The organism is Enterobacter quasiroggenkampii, assembly GCF_043972695.1.
GTDB lineage: Bacteria > Pseudomonadota > Gammaproteobacteria > Enterobacterales > Enterobacteriaceae > Enterobacter > Enterobacter quasiroggenkampii.
The window spans coordinates 1,242,722-1,258,210 of record NZ_CP143745.1 but is presented as its reverse complement, the minus strand read 5'-3'; the positions used below and the strand labels follow the sequence as shown (position 1 = coordinate 1,258,210).

The window sequence follows — 15,489 nt, the reverse complement described above, 5'->3', positions numbered from 1 at the left end:
CTTATTAAATCTCAAAGCACGTGTAAGTAAAACTAATTATTGAATTACTTAAATCATTACTAAAATCGGCGCTGCTTGTCATGCCGATACTTATCGATTTGCAAGTCATTTTTAAATTAAAAATATCTGAGTTATTAACTCTTTCTATGGTTAAGGAATAACAATGAAAAAGCTCCTTCTCGCTACCGTTTTATCAATGGCAGCGACTGCGGTCTATGCTGAACCGACTGCAATGCTGAAAGTTCAGGGAACGCTGACCAGCGCTGGTTGCGTGCCTGAAATCAGCAACGGCGGTCTGGCAGATTTCGGCGAAGTGGGTCTGGATTCGCTTTCCTCCTCCGCGGCCTACCAGGCTGGCCATAAAGATGTGACATTCACCATCAAATGCCAGTCGGCTACCCGCGTAGGCTGGACGATCAAAGATGACCGTGCAGATTCAAATGCCGGTAAGAATAAAACATCAAGCGAGTTCCACGTGGATAACGGCACGGCGAACGGTGCTCAGGCATCCGGTAACTACCAGTTGAACGGCGTGGGTAAAACCAGCGCAGGGGAAAACATCGGTGCCTATTCCGTTGCGACCTATCTGACTTCCGTCACCGCAGACGGCGCAACGGCTCAGCCTATTGCCGCGTCTATGTACACCGGCGGCGCCATCAGCAGCAGAAGCTGGGTCAACATGTGGACCAGCGGCATCATCATGAACGACGGTACCGACGTGATGACCGTTGCCAAAACGGGTGAGCGTGCGCCAATGGCCTTCACCACTGCAGCTTTCCCACTGAAAATCGCCCTGGCTATCGCGCCAAGCAAAGATCTGACCCTGACCGACAAAACCGATCTCGACGGCCAGTCCACTATTACGCTGGTTTATCTGTAATTCAGCATGTTGCCGCAAAACTCTCCATTTCGATGGGGAGTTTTTTACTACCGTTAACCACGAAAAAATCATGACCAGAATAATGAAAACTTCATCCCTGTTTTCCGTCCTTTTATTCGCGCTTCCCACCACGCTGTTCGCCGCAGGCATGGTACCTGAAACCACGCTGCTGATGATCGATGAAGCCAACCACGGCGGCGTAATGAGCGTCAAAAATACCGACACCATACCGACTCTGCTCTACACCTCTATTAACGATATCGAAGGGGAAAATGGCGTAAAGCTCAACGTCACCCAGCCGGTTGTTCGTCTGGAACCAGGCCAGGAACAGCAGGTGCGTTTTATTCTTGAAACCGATAAACCTCTCGCGGTCGAACACTATAAGCGCGTGATCTTCGAAGGCATTCCGCCGAAGAGCAAAGATAAAAACGTGAAGGTGGGGATTAACCTTCGCCAGGATCTGCCGGTACTGATCCATCCGAAAAGTCTGCCTGTCGTCACCGATGCGTGGAAGTTACTGACCTGGTCGCTGGAAGGAAAAGAGGTTGTGGTGCGCAATACCTCCCCTTACGTCGTGCGCTTCTCAACCGCCATTACCCTACTTCCATCGCGAGCAACCGGGCTGGTCAACAAGACCTTTATCCTGCCGGGTGAAACCATGAAAGTGCAGATGGACAAGCCGATGGGTAGCACCGATAACGCAGTAGAGTTCAGCCCCGCGAGCCGCTACGGGATTGAAGTGGATAACTACACAGCCCCCCTTAAACGCTAAAACGACAGGGATGCTTTGGTGACTGAGCTATCATTGCGCAACAGGATGCGCCGAGCGGCAGTAGTGGCAGTATTACTGCCGTCTTCCGCGCTGCATGCGTCCGATGTGGACTTTAATACGGATATTCTGGCGACACGTGGCATCAGTACCAACCTCGCCCACTATTTCTCTGAAGCTCAACGCTATCTGCCTGGCAAGCATGCCGTGCAGGTAAAAATAAACGGCATTGAAAAGGGCAGTCTCGCCGTCAAGATAGGGGACGAAGGGCAGCTCTGTGTTGATGATGATTTCATCAGCGCCGTGGGGCTTTTACCGCTAAATATCAGCGAAAAAGAGACGTGTCATGACCTGCTCAAAGACTACCCTTCAGCCACGATCACGCTCATGCCCAACACCGAGTCACTGGAGATCTTCGTTCCGGCAGAAGCCATGGATAACGGGTTCTATGCCGCCAGGTTTTACTCTCACGGCGGCGTTGCGGGCCTCATTAACTACAACGCTTTCACCAACTACAACGAATATGGCAGCGGTGGCAACAGCACGTTTTCACAGGGAAATATCGGTACCGGTATTAACATTGCAAACTGGACGCTGCGCAGTAACTACATCCTGACGGACGATAACGGCACCCGCAGCGCCGAGAATCTTTACACCTACGCTGAGCACGTTTTTGAAGAGAAAAAAATGCGTGCGCAGGTCGGTCAAATCAATATCAACTCCGCCCTGTTTAGCGGCGCGCAAATTACCGGGGTCCAGCTCATGCCTGAAACCGGTCTTCAGCCCAATATTCAGGTCACGGAAGTCTCCGGTATTGCCCGTACAAACCAGGCTCGCGTAGAAGTTCGTCAGTCCGGTCAGGTTATCTATTCTTCGCTGATCAATGCCGGTCCCTTCACGCTGCCGGACGTACCGGTTTTGCGCAGCAATGTCGACCTGGATGTCAGCGTCATCGAAACCGATGGCTCAACAACCCATTTCACCGTGCCCTCATCAGCCCTCAACGTCATCGGGAGCAACCGTGCCGAGGGGTTAAATCTGGCACTTGGTCAGGTTCGCGACAGTGGCGATGAAAAGAATTCCCCCTGGGTGTTCACCGTGTCTGACGGTACGAGCCTGACTACACGCCTGACTGCCGTTGCGGCAAGCGTGCTGGCCGAGAAATACCAGTCTACCGGTGCAAAGCTCGACTGGTCCGTCAATGAAAACTGGCTCATTTCACCCAGCGTATTGCTGAGTCAGTCCCGCTTTTATGATACGCAGCGGGGCAGCAAGTTTGAGCTCAGCAGCAATATTTTACTCCCCGCGCAGCTGACGCTCGGGCTCAGTGCTTCCCAGTATAACGGCGACTTTCGTGAGCTCACCGAAGCCATGGACGAAGAATCGCAAAGCTATGAAAACGCATGGAATACCAGCCTCAGCTGGAACAACGAATACATCGGCTCCCTCTCTTTACAATACAGCGCGAACTCTGGCGATGAGAGCAGCGGTGACTCACGCTATCTGATGGCCTCGTGGAGCAAAAGCCTGGGGCGTACTTCGCTGTCCATAAACTGGCAACACGCCATGAGCAATAGCGAAACAGAAAACAGCACCAGCAACAATGACGATCTCTTCTATGTCAGCCTGATCGTCCCTCTGGGCGACGATCGCGTCAGTACCTACATGCGTACTCAGGGTGAAAAGCAAAACTATGGCGTCCAGGACAGCGGTTCTGTCGGCCGAAACCTTAACTACAACATTTCTGCCGATCGCGATAATCAGGACAAAAGTGATTCCTTTAACGGCAATATCACGACCAACCTGCACTATACCCAACTTGGGCTGTCTGCTGGTCAGAATGACGGAAACCAGCATAACTACAGCGCATCGTTAGGGGGTGGCATTGTCATGCACCGCCATGGCCTCACCTTTGCCCCCTTCCCGGTGAAAGAGACCTTTGGCATCGCAAGGCTAAGTGAGCCGGAAAGCGGAATAGAAATCACCACACCCGATGGCACCGTCTGGACAGATTACTGGGGGCAAGCCGTCGTTCCCGGGCTCAGAGAGTGGCAGAAATCACAAATTGTGATCAATACCAGCTCGCTGCCGCAGGGGATGGATTTATCAAATGGTATCCAGACCGTGTCCGCGGCCTACGGCTCATTTGCCCAGGTCGATTTCCAGGTGCTGAATACCCGTCGCGTGATGCTGAAGGTAAAACATGTCAATGGCGGCTGGCTCGAAAAAGGGCTAAGTATCGTGGACAAAGACAGCAACTATATTGTCAGCGTGATGGATAACGGCAGCGTGTTTATTTCTGATGCCTCGACGACGCCGGAGCTGTATGTCGTGGACGACAATATGACGCGTTTATGCCAGATCCACTACACGCTGAATGAAGAGAAAGATAAAGACGCCTATTACGAAAAAGCAGAAGGAACATGCCAGTGAAAATAGTTAACGTGATGCTGAGCGGTCTGACATTATTTTTCGCCTCTCAGGTATTCAGCGAGGAGTGCCAGATGACCCTTTCTCAGCCGACCGTCTCGTTTGGCCGATTCAAACAGGACGATATTGCTGCCTCTCTGAAAAACTGGAATCGCATGCCCGCAAAAGAGGTGATGATCAACGTGTTTTGCCCTCAGCCTCAGGTCATGGCCCTGTTCATGCAGTCCGCGTCTGGCGCCAACGGCGGCGTGCTGTTTGGGCAGGAGGGACGGCTGGCGCTGGTCGCGAACAACATGACGGTAGACGGACGCCGCTACGATCTCGTCAAAACCACCGACCGGGTAAAATTTACCTCATCAGACAGCCCCAAAGAACATGTTTTCCTGAAAAACAACGACGGCATCATTGCTCGCCAAAACGCGACACCGGTTCAGGGCAAGCAAATGAGCGTAACCATAAAACTTATACCCATCATTAATAATAACCAGCTGCGCAGAATTTCCGATAATACCGACCTGGAAAGCACCCTCGCCTGGGAATTATTAACAAGCGAGTAAAAGAATTCACCTTCGTATTCATTTTTTGGGTGAAGAGTAAGAAGAAAAATAAACCTTTTAAATTATGGATCCGTCCATTCAATTTAATATTCATTACATCTATGTTAAGGATTAACCATGAAAAAGAGTCTCCTTGCCGCCGCACTGGCACTGGCAGCGACCTGTGCTCATGCGGGTGACACAGCGGTACTGAAAGTCAAAGCGTCGCTGACAGGCAATTCCTGTACGCCTGAACTCAGCAACAATGGCGTGATCGATTTCGGTACCGTCCAGGTCGGCGATCTCTCTCAGACCCAGGCAACCCAGCTGGGTGAAAAGGGTCTGACACTCACGATCAACTGCCCAACGCCGACTAAAGTGGGCTGGAGCATCGCGGATAACCGCGCAGACACCAACGCCAGCACCGGCAGCAGTTCCAATCTGAAGGTGATGAATGCGACGTCTAACGGTGGCGAGCTGCGCGGCAGCATCTCGACCTTTGGTCTGGGTAAAACGCATGACGGTAAGAACATCGGCGCATACTCAGTGTATACCAGCACCGGTGACGTCACGGCGAACGGCGCAACGGTTGAGCCTATCCGTACTGCGCTGTCTGCAGGTACAAGTATGGGCCGCTGGCAGAAAGCCAATGGTGGCACCATTGCGAACAAAGACCTGGGTCTGATGAGCGTGGCATCTGCCGGTAAAACCGACCCGATGGCGGTGACCAGCGTCTCTTTCCCGCTGAACGTCTCGCTGGCAGTGGAAAACCTGAAGAAGCTGTCTCTGACGGAAGACACCGAGTTTGATGGTCAGGCGACGATCAGCGTCGTGTATCTGTAAGAAGTGAAAATGCCGGGCAGCGAATGCCGCCCGGCAGACAACATTACGCTTTGTCGCCCAGCAGAACGGATTCCAGCGCGATTTTGATCATGTCGTTGAAGGTGGTCTGACGCTCAGCGGCAGTGGTCTGCTCATGAGTACGGATATGGTCGGACACGGTGCAGATGGTCAGCGCTTTCGCACCAAACTCAGCCGCAACGCCGTAGATGCCCGCCGCTTCCATTTCCACGCCCAGAATGCCGTATTTTTCCATCACGTCGAACATCTCGCCGCCGTCTGGTGCATAGAACAGATCGGCAGAGAAGAGGTTACCCACGCGCGCGTCAACGCCCAGCGCTTTTGCCGCGTCAACCGCGTCACGCACCATGCCGAAGTCAGCGATTGCCGCGAAGTCATGGTCTTTGAAACGCATGCGGTTTACTTTGGAATCGGTGCAGGCACCCATGCCGATAACCACGTCGCGCAGCTTAACGTCCATACGCACCGCGCCACAGGAGCCCACGCGGATGATTTTCTTCACGCCGAAGTCGGTGATCAGCTCTTTGGTGTAGATAGAGCAGGATGGGATACCCATACCGTGACCCATGACGGAGATTTTGCGGCCTTTATAGGTACCGGTGAAGCCCAGCATGCCGCGTACGTTATTCACTTCACGCACGTCTTCGAGGAAGGTTTCTGCAATGTGCTTCGCGCGCAGCGGGTCGCCCGGCATCAACACGACGTCAGCGAAATCACCCATTTCTGCATTAATGTGAGGAGTTGCCATCTTCAGTTCCTTTTACATTGTTGTTTTTGCCGGGTGGCGGCTATGCCTTACCCGGCCTACAAAACCGTAGGCCCGGTAAGCGAAGCGCCACCGGGCAATGACATCAGAACATGGCCTTGCCATATTCCATGTCAGACGTACCAAAATATTTCGCCAGGGTCTGGCCGATGTCCGCGAAGGTTTCACGGTGACCCAGCGAGCCCGGCTTCACTTTCGGGCCGTACACCAGCACCGGAATGTGCTCGCGGGTGTGGTCGGTACCGGTCCAGGTTGGGTCACAGCCGTGGTCCGCGGTCAGGATCAGAATGTCATCTTCACCCACCAGCTCCATCAGCTCCGGCAGACGGCGGTCGAACAGCTCAAGACCCGCAGCATAACCCGCGACGTCGCGACGGTGACCCCAGGAGGAGTCGAAGTCCACGAAGTTGGTGAAGACAATGGTCTTGTCGCCCGCTTCTTTCATCTCTTTGATGGTGGCATCGAACAGCGCATCGAGACCGGTCGCTTTGACCTTTTTGGTGATGCCGCAGTTAGCGTAGATATCCGCAATTTTACCCACGGACACCACGTGACCGTCTTTCTCATCGACCAGCTTCTGCAGCACGGTTGGCGCCGGCGGCTCAACGGCCAGATCGTGACGGTTACCGGTACGCTGGAAGTTACCCGCTTTGTCACCAATAAACGGACGCGCGATCACGCGGCCGATGTTGTAGCCGCCTTCGGTCAGCTCTTCGCGGGCGATTTCGCACAGCTCGTAGAGTTTATCCAGGCCAAACGTCTCTTCGTGGCAGGCAATCTGGAACACGGAGTCAGCAGAAGTGTAGAAAATCGGCTTGCCGGTTTTCATGTGCTCTTCGCCGAGCTGGTCCAGAATCACGGTACCGGAAGAGTGGCAGTTGCCGAGGTAACCCGGCAGGTTGGCACGCTTCACCAGCTTATCGAGCAGCTCCTGCGGGAAGCTGTTCTCGTGATCGGAGAAGTAACCCCAGTCGAACAGCACCGGCACACCGGCGATTTCCCAGTGACCAGACGGGGTGTCTTTACCGGATGAGAGCTCGTGCGCCCAGGCATAGGCGCCCACGACTTCCGCGTTGCCGTCCATACCGGCTGCGATTTTACCGGTAGAGCCTTCATGCGCTTTCACCAGCCCAAGGCGGGTCAGGTTTGGTAGAGTCAGAGGGCCTTTACGACCGTTATCCGCTTCGCCTTTCGCACAGGCTTCCGCGATGTGACCCATGGTATCGGAACCCACGTCACCAAAACGTTCTGCATCTTCGGTTGCGCCGATGCCGAATGAGTCCAGCACCATAATAAATGCACGTTTCATAATTGTTCTCCGTACGTAGTGCTTCAAAAATTATCGATCAGATCAGTATACCGCTATTCGGTGATACGGCGATAGACAGTCGGTGTGGTTTCCGGTGCTTTATCGTCAAGCGTGATGGCCGCTTTCACCGCTTTCGCCGCTTCCTGCCAGCTGGCTTCATCTTTGGCGTGGATCACCGCCAGCGGACGTTGGCCGTCAACGCTGTCGCCCAGACGGGCCATATCGGTAAAGCCGACGCTGTAATCAATGGTGTCTGAGGCCTGACGACGACCGCCGCCCATTGAGACCACCGCCATGCCGAGGGCACGGGTGTCCATGGCGGAGACAAACCCTTCGCTATCGGCATACACCGCTTTGCTGAGCGTCGCGGTGGGCAGGTACTTCGCGTAATTTTCGACGAAGTCGGTCGGGCCTTTTTGCGCCGCGACCATGCGGCCGAAGATCTCCGCCGCTTTGCCGTTGTCCAGCACCGCCTGCAGCTTCGCGCGGGCGTCGGCGTCGTCTTTGGCGAGCTTGCCGGAGATTAACATCTCAACGCACAGCGCCATGGTGACGTCGAACAGGCGCGGGTTACGGTATTCCCCCGTCAGGAACTGGACGGCTTCACGCACTTCGACGGCGTTACCGGCGCTGGAAGCCAGCACCTGGTTCATATCGGTGAGCAGTGCGGTAGTGCGCACGCCTGCGCCGTTGGAGACGCCAACGATCGCTTCGGCCAGCGCCTCAGAGAGTTCATAGGTTGGCATAAACGCGCCGCTGCCTACCTTCACGTCCATCACCAGCGCGTCCAGCCCTTCTGCCAGCTTCTTCGCCAGGATAGAAGCGGTGATCAGCGGGATGGAGTCAACGGTCGCGGTGATGTCGCGGGTCGCGTAGAAACGCTTGTCTGCCGGAGCAAGAGAGCTGGTCTGGCCGATAATCGCCACACCAACGTCTTTAATAATGTCGCGGAAGCGGTTGTCATCCGGGAAGATATCGAAGCCCGGAATGGCTTCCAGTTTGTCGAGCGTACCGCCGGTGTGGCCCAGGCCGCGCCCGGAGATCATCGGGATGTAACCGCCACAGGCTGCCACCATGGGGCCGAGCATCAGGGAGGTTACGTCGCCCACGCCGCCGGTGGAGTGTTTATCGACAATCGGGCCGTTAAGGTTGAGGCTCTTCCAGTCCAGAACGGTTCCTGAATCTCGCATCGCCATGGTCAGCGACACGCGCTCAGGCATCGACATATCGTGGAAGAAAATGGTCATCGCCAGAGCCGCAATCTGCCCTTCTGAGACGGTGTTATCACGAATGCCGTTGATGAAGAAGCGGATCTCTTCGTCGCTTAATGCATGACCATCACGTTTTTTACGAATAATTTCTTGTGCGAGAAACACGGTAACCCCCATGAGGAATCGGGTGAATGGTGGCGGGTACGGTTTACCCGACCACGATCCGGGTAGGCCGGGTAAGCGTAGCGCCACCCGGCAATTCAAACTTAGTAGCTACTTGCGCTCTTACCGTCGCCGTGACCCAGCGCCTTCAGCAGGCTGGCCAGCAGGCTGGACGCACCGAAGCGGTAGTGACGGGAATCGGCCCAGTCGGCGCCGAACAGTTCGTCGGCAATCGCCAGGAACTGCTGCGCGTCTTCGGCGGTACGCACGCCGCCCGCAGGTTTGAAGCCTACGGTTTTGGACACGCCCATGTCGCGGATCACTTCCATCATGATGCGCGCGCTTTCCGGGGTCGCATTTACCGGCACTTTACCGGTAGAGGTTTTAATGAAATCCGCACCGGCTTTGATGGAGATTTCAGAGGCTTTACGAATCAGCGCCTCTTCTTTCAGCTCGCCGGTTTCGATGATCACTTTCAGCAGCACGTTGGCCGCCGCACACGCGTCTTTACAGGCTTTCACCAGGTCAAAACCGACCTGCTCGTTACCGGCGATCAGCGCGCGGTAAGGGAACACCACGTCAACTTCGTCTGCACCGTATGCAATCGCCGCGCGGGTTTCTGCCAGCGCAATCTCGATATCGTCGTTGCCGTGCGGGAAGTTAGTCACGGTTGCAATGCGCACGTCCGGGGTGCCCTGCTCTTTCAGCGTCTTACGGGCAATCGGGATAAAGCGCGGATAGATACAAACGGCTGCGGTATTACCCACTGGCGTTTTCGCCTGATGGCACAGGGCGATGACTTTCTCATTGGTGTCGTCATCGTTCAGGGTAGTCAGGTCCATCAGTTTCAACGCGCGCAGGCTGCTTGCAGTTAAATCGGTCATAACAATCTCCAACGGCAGTGCCGTATAAATTTTACCTTGCGGGTCTGTGAGTATTCTAACATCCACCCGCATCCACACTTCGACATTCATCACAGTTAATGAAAACTGCGTACAAATTTGCATTACTGTAATGAGATCTTCTTCAAACTTTAGTGCGCAAATTGCCGACTAAAGCAGCAATACCCCCTGTGGGATCAAAAGCGCCAACAGGCAGGCTTTCTACAATCCGTTCATCATCCGCAGAACATTCAAGGAAGCGAATATGCCCCACTCCAGCCCCGACGCCCTGCAGCAACGTTGCCAGCAGATTGTGACAAGCCCGGTGTTAACCCCGGAACAAAAACGTCATTTTCTGGCGCTGGAAGCGGAAAACAACCTGCCGTATCCGGCACTTCCTGAAGTTGCGCGCGCCGCGCTGGACGAGGGGTTTATCTGTGACATGTTCGAAGGCCATGCGCCTTACAAACCCCGTTACGTTCTGCCGGATTACGCAAAATTTCTGGCTAACGGTTCAGAATGGCTGGAGCTGGAAGGGGCAAAAGATCTCGACGATGCCCTCTCGCTGTTAACCATCCTCTACCATCATGTCCCGTCCGTTACATCGATGCCGGTCTATCTCGGCCAGCTTGATGCGCTGCTGCAACCATATGTTAGAATTCTAACACAAGAAGAAATCAATAGCCGAATAAAACGTTTCTGGCGCTATCTTGACCGTACGCTGCCGGATGCCTTTATGCATGCCAATATCGGGCCGGAAGATACGCCCATCACCCGTGCCATTCTGCGTGCCGATGCAGATCTGAAGCAGGTCGCGCCGAACCTGACCTTTATTTATGATCCAGAGATCACCCCGGATGATTTACTGCTTGAGGTGGCGAAAAACATATGTGAATGCAGCAAACCGCATATTTCTAATGGCCCGGTGAATGATAAAATTTTCACAAAAGGCCGTTATGGCGTGGTGAGCTGTTACAACTCCCTGCCTCTGGCTGGCGGTGGCAGCACCCTGGTGCGTCTCAATCTCAAGGCCATCGCCGAACACAGCACGTCAAGTGAAGACTTCTTCAGCCGCGCCCTTCCGCACTACTGCCAGCAGCAAATGGCCATCATTGATGCCCGCTGCGATTTCCTGTATCAACAATCCGGCTTCTTTGAGAATAGCTTCCTGGTGAAAGAGGGGCTGATTGATGCCGATCGGTTTGTGCCGATGTTTGGCATGTACGGTCTGGCAGAAGCGGTAAACGTGCTCTGTGAGAAAGCAGGCATCGCGGGACGTTACGGCAAAGATGAGCAGGCCAACGCGCTGGGCTATCGCATCAGCGAACAGCTTGCGGCGTTTGTCGAAAACACGCCGGTGAAACACGGCTGGAAGCAGCGCGCGATGCTTCATGCGCAGTCGGGGATCAGCTCCGATTCGGGCACCACGCCGGGCGCGCGCCTGCCCTACGGTGACGAGCCGGATCCCATCAGCCATCTGCTGGCGGTGGCTCCCCATCACAAGCACTACTCTTCCGGGATAAGCGATATCCTGACGCTGGATGAAACGGTAAAACGCAACCCGCAGGCGGTGGTTCAGCTGTGCCTGGGCGCGTTCAGGGCGGGTATGCGCGAGTTTACCGCCAACGTAGCGGGTAACGATCTGGTGCGCGTCACCGGGTATATGGTGCGGCTATTGGATCTGGAGAAATACCGGGAAGCAGGGTCGAGAACGAACACCACGTGGCTGGGGGAAGAAGCCGCACGCAATACCCGCATTCTGGAACGTCAGCCGCGCGTGATTAGCCATGAACAGCAGATGCGCTTTAGTTAGTCAGGTCATTCCTTTTTCCTGCGTGGACGGGCCGGGCAGCCGCCTGGCCCTGTTCCTGCAGGGCTGCAACCTGCGCTGTAAAACCTGCCACAACCCGTGGACGATCGGCCGCTGCAACGACTGCGGGGACTGCGTGCCCCACTGCCCGCACGACGCGCTGACCATTCAGGCCGGGCGCGTCTGGTGGCAGGAGAGCGACTGCCAGCAGTGCGACACCTGCCTGCACCTGTGCCAGCAGCAGGCGACGCCCATGGCGCACCGACTGAGCGTGGAGGAGATCCTCACCCAGGTCCGCAAATCCGCACCGTTTATCGAAGGGATCACCGTAAGCGGCGGGGAAGCCACAACGCAATTGCCGTTTTTAGTGACGCTGTTCACCGCGATCAAAGCCGATCCCGCCCTGCGTCATCTGACCTGTCTGGTCGACAGCAACGGTTTGTTAAGCGAAACCGGCTGGCAAAAGCTGCTGCCGGTACTGGATGGCGCGATGCTGGACCTGAAAGCATGGGGGAACGAACACCACCGCTTCCTGACCGGACGCGACAATCAGCAGATCAAGCAGAGTATCCGCTGGCTGGCAGAACGCCACCGTTTGACGGAGCTCCGCCTGCTGGTGATTCCGGGGCAGTGTGATTACCTGGAAAATCTGAAGCCGCTGACGGCGTTTATCCACGGGCTGGGAAACGTGCCGGTACGCCTTAACGCGTTTCATGCGCATGGCGTGTACGGTGAGGCGGCGTCGTGGCGCAGCGCCACGCCGGAAGACGTTGAACCGCTTGCGCGGGCGCTGGAAAAACAGAGGATAACGGTGATCCGCCCGGCGCTTTATCTATAGCGTGATGCCAAATACCGAACGCGTATTTTCCAGCAGCGCATCGGCAATCACCTCTTCCGGCTCCTGTCGCAGTTCACACAGGGTGGTGAACACGCGCGCCGCCTGTTCCGGGCGATTCGGCTGTCCCTGAAAACCGTTCAGCGGCATATCCGGCGCATCGGTTTCCAGCAGAAGCGCCGACAGCGGCAGCTGTACCATCACGTCACGGGTTTTACTGGCACGCGGATAGGTGATGGTGCCACCCACTCCAATTTTATAGCCCAGTTCAATGAAACGCTGCGCCTGCTGCAGGCTGCCGGAGAAACCGTGCACGACGCCCCTGCGCGGCAGATCGATGCGTTTCAGGTGCATCGCCAGCTTATCGTGCGTGCGTCTGGAGTGGAGGATCACCGGCAGATCGTGACGCTTCGCCAGCCTGAGCTGCGCGTCGAGGATCGTCTGCTGGCGCTCAAAATGCGGATCTTCGCGATAAAGATCGAGGCCGATCTCCCCGATGGCGACAAGCTTGTCCCCTGCGGTCCGCAGGATCTCATCAAGTCTCTCAATGTGCTCATCACGATGCCGCTCAATCACGATCGGATGCAGGCCGAGCGCCGCATAGAGCGCGGGGTGCCGTGCAGCAAGATCCAGCACCCGGGAAAAGTACGCCGCCTCCACTGACGGCACAATAATGGCCTGAACGCCTGCGTCAGCCGCTTTCGCAATACTGTGTTCTTCATCTCCCGTAAACGGTGGGAAATCAAAGTGGCAATGGGTATCGACAAAGCGGTGCGTCACGCCAGATCCTCGTTATCCAGTAAAGCGTCATTCGCCTGCGGAATGTCCACCAGGGGCACCGTCAGAGCGTCGTTGGCGACAATCGCAGGCGGCGTAATAATGCGTTTATGGCGATGAAGCGGCGGTTGCTCCGCCAGCATTTTCCCCACCGTCGCCAGGAAGTAGCGTCCGCACAGCCGTCCCGTTTTGTAATCCATGCGCAGCGCAGGGACGCGGCTGCCCAGCGCCATGCTCAGCAGCGGCTTAGGCGGATAAATTTCAAAAATACGCAGCTTACCCGGCGGCTTTTCAATGAAACGTTGCATCGCGCCGTAGGTGGTTTCATGCTGCTTCGCGATGTTCACCAGTGGCTGCAGGCTGCTGTCGCCCAGCCAGCGCTCCATCCGCTTAAACCACTGTGGGGTGTAATACATTTGCGACGGTACGGTACGGATCACCACAATGGTTTTCGCCCCGCGACGGGCGGCTTCCTGCACCGGCACGGCGTCACTGATCCCGCCGTCCAGATAGCTAATGCCGTCCAGCAGCGCACCGGTACGATAAAAACCGGGAATGGCGCTGGAGGCGCGGATGATGTCCAGCCAGTTCTCCTTCTGCGGAGAAAAATAGCCCGGCGAATAGTCATCCCCCCGGCTGGCGCACATCCAGAATTCTTTACCGCTATCAAACAGGCGGGCCGCGGTGTCCATGGCCAGCGGCATCTGGCTGGAGGTTGACTCCAGCAACCAGTCGAGGTCGATCAGGTTACCGCCGCGCACAAAACGCACCGGATTAAAAAATTCTTTCGCCGTGGTGTAGCGCATGATGACCTTTCGCGCGTATCCGGGCTGGTTACAGACATAGGCAGAGAGATTCTGCGCCCCGGCAGACGTGCCGAAGTACAGGTCAAACGGGTTGAACTGCGCGCGCATAAATTCGTCCAGCACGCCAGCGGTGAAAATGCCGCGCTGTCCGCCACCCTCGCAGACCAGCGCGAGTTGACCTGCGCGAAACGGTTTTAACGTCAGCGGCGCAATGTTGCCGAGCGTAACGGGAATTCGTTGCCCCACCTCTGCTTTCCTGTTTTGATTATTTTATAACACCACAGTAACGCACCCGACCTGTTACGCAAATAAGAAAAAGCCAGTCGCAGTGACTGGCTTTATTTTGTTGACGGAATATTGCGTTTGCTACGGACGTCGACGCCCCGTAAACAGGCTGACCAGGAACAGAATAATACCTACAACGAAGACAATTTTAGCTGCCCATGCTGCTGTACCTGCCAGTCCACCAAAGCCCAATGCGGCGGCAATTAACGCGATAACCAGAAATATAATGCCCCAACGAAACATAAGCTTCTCCTTTACCATAGTTAATGTCGGCCGCTAAACGTGAGCGCTCAGGTCACTCACCGGCGTTTTTCCAGAGTCGTTCTTATATCGCCCGCAGGTTTTAGCCAGACGGGCGAATGGTCCAGATTTACTTCGTTTTCAGATCGTTTTTAACGCTTTTCACACCATCAATCGCTTTCGCAATGGACTCGGCACGTTCACTTTGCGCCTGCGAATCTACCGTACCGGAAAGCTGAACCACACCATCGGTGGTTTCCACTTTCACCTTACGGGACGGCACGATGTCATCTGCTAAAAGTTTAGCTTTGATTTCGCTGGTGGTGGCTGCATCACCGGCATAACCTTTCACCGACGCATTTTTGCCGTCACGGACATGCAGCTTATCGCTGACGGAGGCAACGCCTTCGACGCCTTTCGCCACTTTTACCGCCTGTTCTGCCTGAGCCTGGCTTTCAACAAAGCCGCTCAGCGTGACCACTTTTTTGTCGGTCTTAACGGAAATATCGGTGCTCTTGATGGCTTCATCATCCACCAGTGCGGCTTTCACTTTTGCTGTGATAGAGCTGTCATCCATGAAATTGCCGACTTTATTCATAGAGCTATCGATTTTTTGCCCTGCGCTGTCAGCCGTGGATTGTGCTTTATCCATGGTGCTGCTTTCCGCCAGGGCGGAGCCGCTCACCAGAACGCTACCCAGAGTTACAGCCAGCAGAGTTTTAGAAATCTTCAGTCTTGTCATATTCATCGATCTATTCCTGTGTTGACCCGTTATTCGGGCTACGTACTTCCTTAGTAGTGATATATATTGCGAATAAACACGTGGGCAAAATGGATAACCTAAAGCCATGCATTGAACAGTTAATTTATCCACGCCCGGTGTTAAACACTGAGTTAAATATAGATCACTCTCACAGAGCCGCTTTCAGAA

At 55.1% G+C, this 15,489-nt stretch carries 15 protein-coding genes; 7 read left to right on the top strand and 8 right to left on the bottom strand.

Going from position 1 to position 15,489, the window contains the following annotated elements; genetic code table 11:
• The first annotated feature begins 163 nt into the window (after positions 1-163).
• The 5 genes from V1572_RS06045 (at position 164) to V1572_RS06025 (ending at position 5,458) form a co-directional block, all read left to right on the top strand.
• The gene (locus V1572_RS06045; protein ID WP_045907745.1) at positions 164-880 is read left to right on the top strand and encodes a DUF1120 domain-containing protein; all 717 of its coding nucleotides are present in this window, start codon (positions 164-166) and stop codon (positions 878-880) included.
• An 82-nt stretch (positions 881-962) separates the two neighbouring features.
• Positions 963-1,652, top strand: coding sequence for a fimbria/pilus chaperone family protein (locus V1572_RS06040; RefSeq protein ID WP_233099204.1), 690 nt, complete (start codon positions 963-965; stop codon positions 1,650-1,652).
• A gap of 63 nt (positions 1,653-1,715) precedes the next feature.
• A complete protein-coding gene (locus V1572_RS06035) occupies positions 1,716-4,082 on the top strand; it encodes a fimbrial biogenesis usher protein (RefSeq protein WP_395299784.1) in 2,367 nt (788 codons plus the stop codon).
• Complete coding sequence (locus tag V1572_RS06030; RefSeq protein ID WP_052714348.1) at positions 4,073-4,636, top strand: hypothetical protein; 564 nt, start codon at positions 4,073-4,075, stop codon at positions 4,634-4,636. Before V1572_RS06035 ends, V1572_RS06030 begins: the two co-directional genes overlap by 10 nt.
• A 117-nt stretch (positions 4,637-4,753) precedes the next feature.
• Positions 4,754-5,458: a DUF1120 domain-containing protein gene (locus V1572_RS06025; RefSeq protein WP_045907742.1), complete on the top strand. Its 705-nt coding sequence runs from the start codon at positions 4,754-4,756 to the stop codon at positions 5,456-5,458.
• A gap of 43 nt (positions 5,459-5,501) precedes the next feature.
• On the opposite strand, the gene deoD is transcribed toward V1572_RS06025, so the two are convergent.
• From deoD to deoC, 4 genes are all read right to left on the bottom strand, one after another.
• The gene (gene deoD, locus V1572_RS06020) at positions 5,502-6,224 is read right to left on the bottom strand and encodes a purine-nucleoside phosphorylase (RefSeq protein ID WP_045907741.1); all 723 of its coding nucleotides are present in this window, start codon (positions 6,222-6,224) and stop codon (positions 5,502-5,504) included.
• A 103-nt stretch (positions 6,225-6,327) separates the two neighbouring features.
• The gene (gene deoB, locus V1572_RS06015; RefSeq protein ID WP_014882457.1) at positions 6,328-7,551 is read right to left on the bottom strand and encodes a phosphopentomutase; all 1,224 of its coding nucleotides are present in this window, start codon (positions 7,549-7,551) and stop codon (positions 6,328-6,330) included.
• A 53-nt stretch (positions 7,552-7,604) separates the two neighbouring features.
• Positions 7,605-8,927, bottom strand: coding sequence for a thymidine phosphorylase (deoA, locus tag V1572_RS06010; RefSeq protein ID WP_024908263.1), 1,323 nt, complete (start codon positions 8,925-8,927; stop codon positions 7,605-7,607).
• A 101-nt stretch (positions 8,928-9,028) separates the two neighbouring features.
• Positions 9,029-9,808 carry a deoxyribose-phosphate aldolase gene (deoC, locus tag V1572_RS06005; protein ID WP_003856543.1) on the bottom strand — a complete coding sequence of 260 codons (780 nt, stop codon included), beginning with the start codon at positions 9,806-9,808 and terminating at the stop codon, positions 9,029-9,031.
• A gap of 262 nt (positions 9,809-10,070) precedes the next feature.
• On the opposite strand from deoC, the gene V1572_RS06000 reads away from it, so the two are divergent.
• Positions 10,071-11,618: a YjjI family glycine radical enzyme gene (locus tag V1572_RS06000; RefSeq protein ID WP_395299783.1), complete on the top strand. Its 1,548-nt coding sequence runs from the start codon at positions 10,071-10,073 to the stop codon at positions 11,616-11,618.
• On the top strand, positions 11,593-12,453 hold the full coding sequence (locus V1572_RS05995; RefSeq protein WP_045907739.1) for a YjjW family glycine radical enzyme activase: 861 nt from the start codon (positions 11,593-11,595) through the stop codon (positions 12,451-12,453). The genes V1572_RS06000 and V1572_RS05995 overlap by 26 nt, the downstream gene beginning before the upstream one ends.
• On the opposite strand, the gene V1572_RS05990 is transcribed toward V1572_RS05995, so the two are convergent.
• The 4 genes from V1572_RS05990 to osmY all read right to left on the bottom strand — a co-directional run bounded on the left by V1572_RS05990 (position 12,448) and on the right by osmY (position 15,306).
• Positions 12,448-13,230: a TatD family hydrolase gene (locus V1572_RS05990; RefSeq protein WP_045907738.1), complete on the bottom strand. Its 783-nt coding sequence runs from the start codon at positions 13,228-13,230 to the stop codon at positions 12,448-12,450. The two genes, V1572_RS05995 and V1572_RS05990, sit on opposite strands and share 6 nt — an antisense overlap.
• Positions 13,227-14,279 (bottom strand): patatin family protein, encoded by a 1,053-nt coding sequence (locus tag V1572_RS05985; RefSeq protein WP_008502074.1) that lies wholly within the window; start codon positions 14,277-14,279, stop codon positions 13,227-13,229. The genes V1572_RS05990 and V1572_RS05985 overlap by 4 nt, the downstream gene beginning before the upstream one ends.
• 120 nt (positions 14,280-14,399) lie before the next feature.
• A complete protein-coding gene (locus V1572_RS05980) occupies positions 14,400-14,561 on the bottom strand; it encodes a DUF1328 domain-containing protein (RefSeq protein WP_003856556.1) in 162 nt (53 codons plus the stop codon).
• A 127-nt stretch (positions 14,562-14,688) separates the two neighbouring features.
• Complete coding sequence (gene osmY / locus V1572_RS05975; protein WP_008502075.1) at positions 14,689-15,306, bottom strand: molecular chaperone OsmY; 618 nt, start codon at positions 15,304-15,306, stop codon at positions 14,689-14,691.
• Positions 15,307-15,489 lie beyond the last annotated feature (183 nt).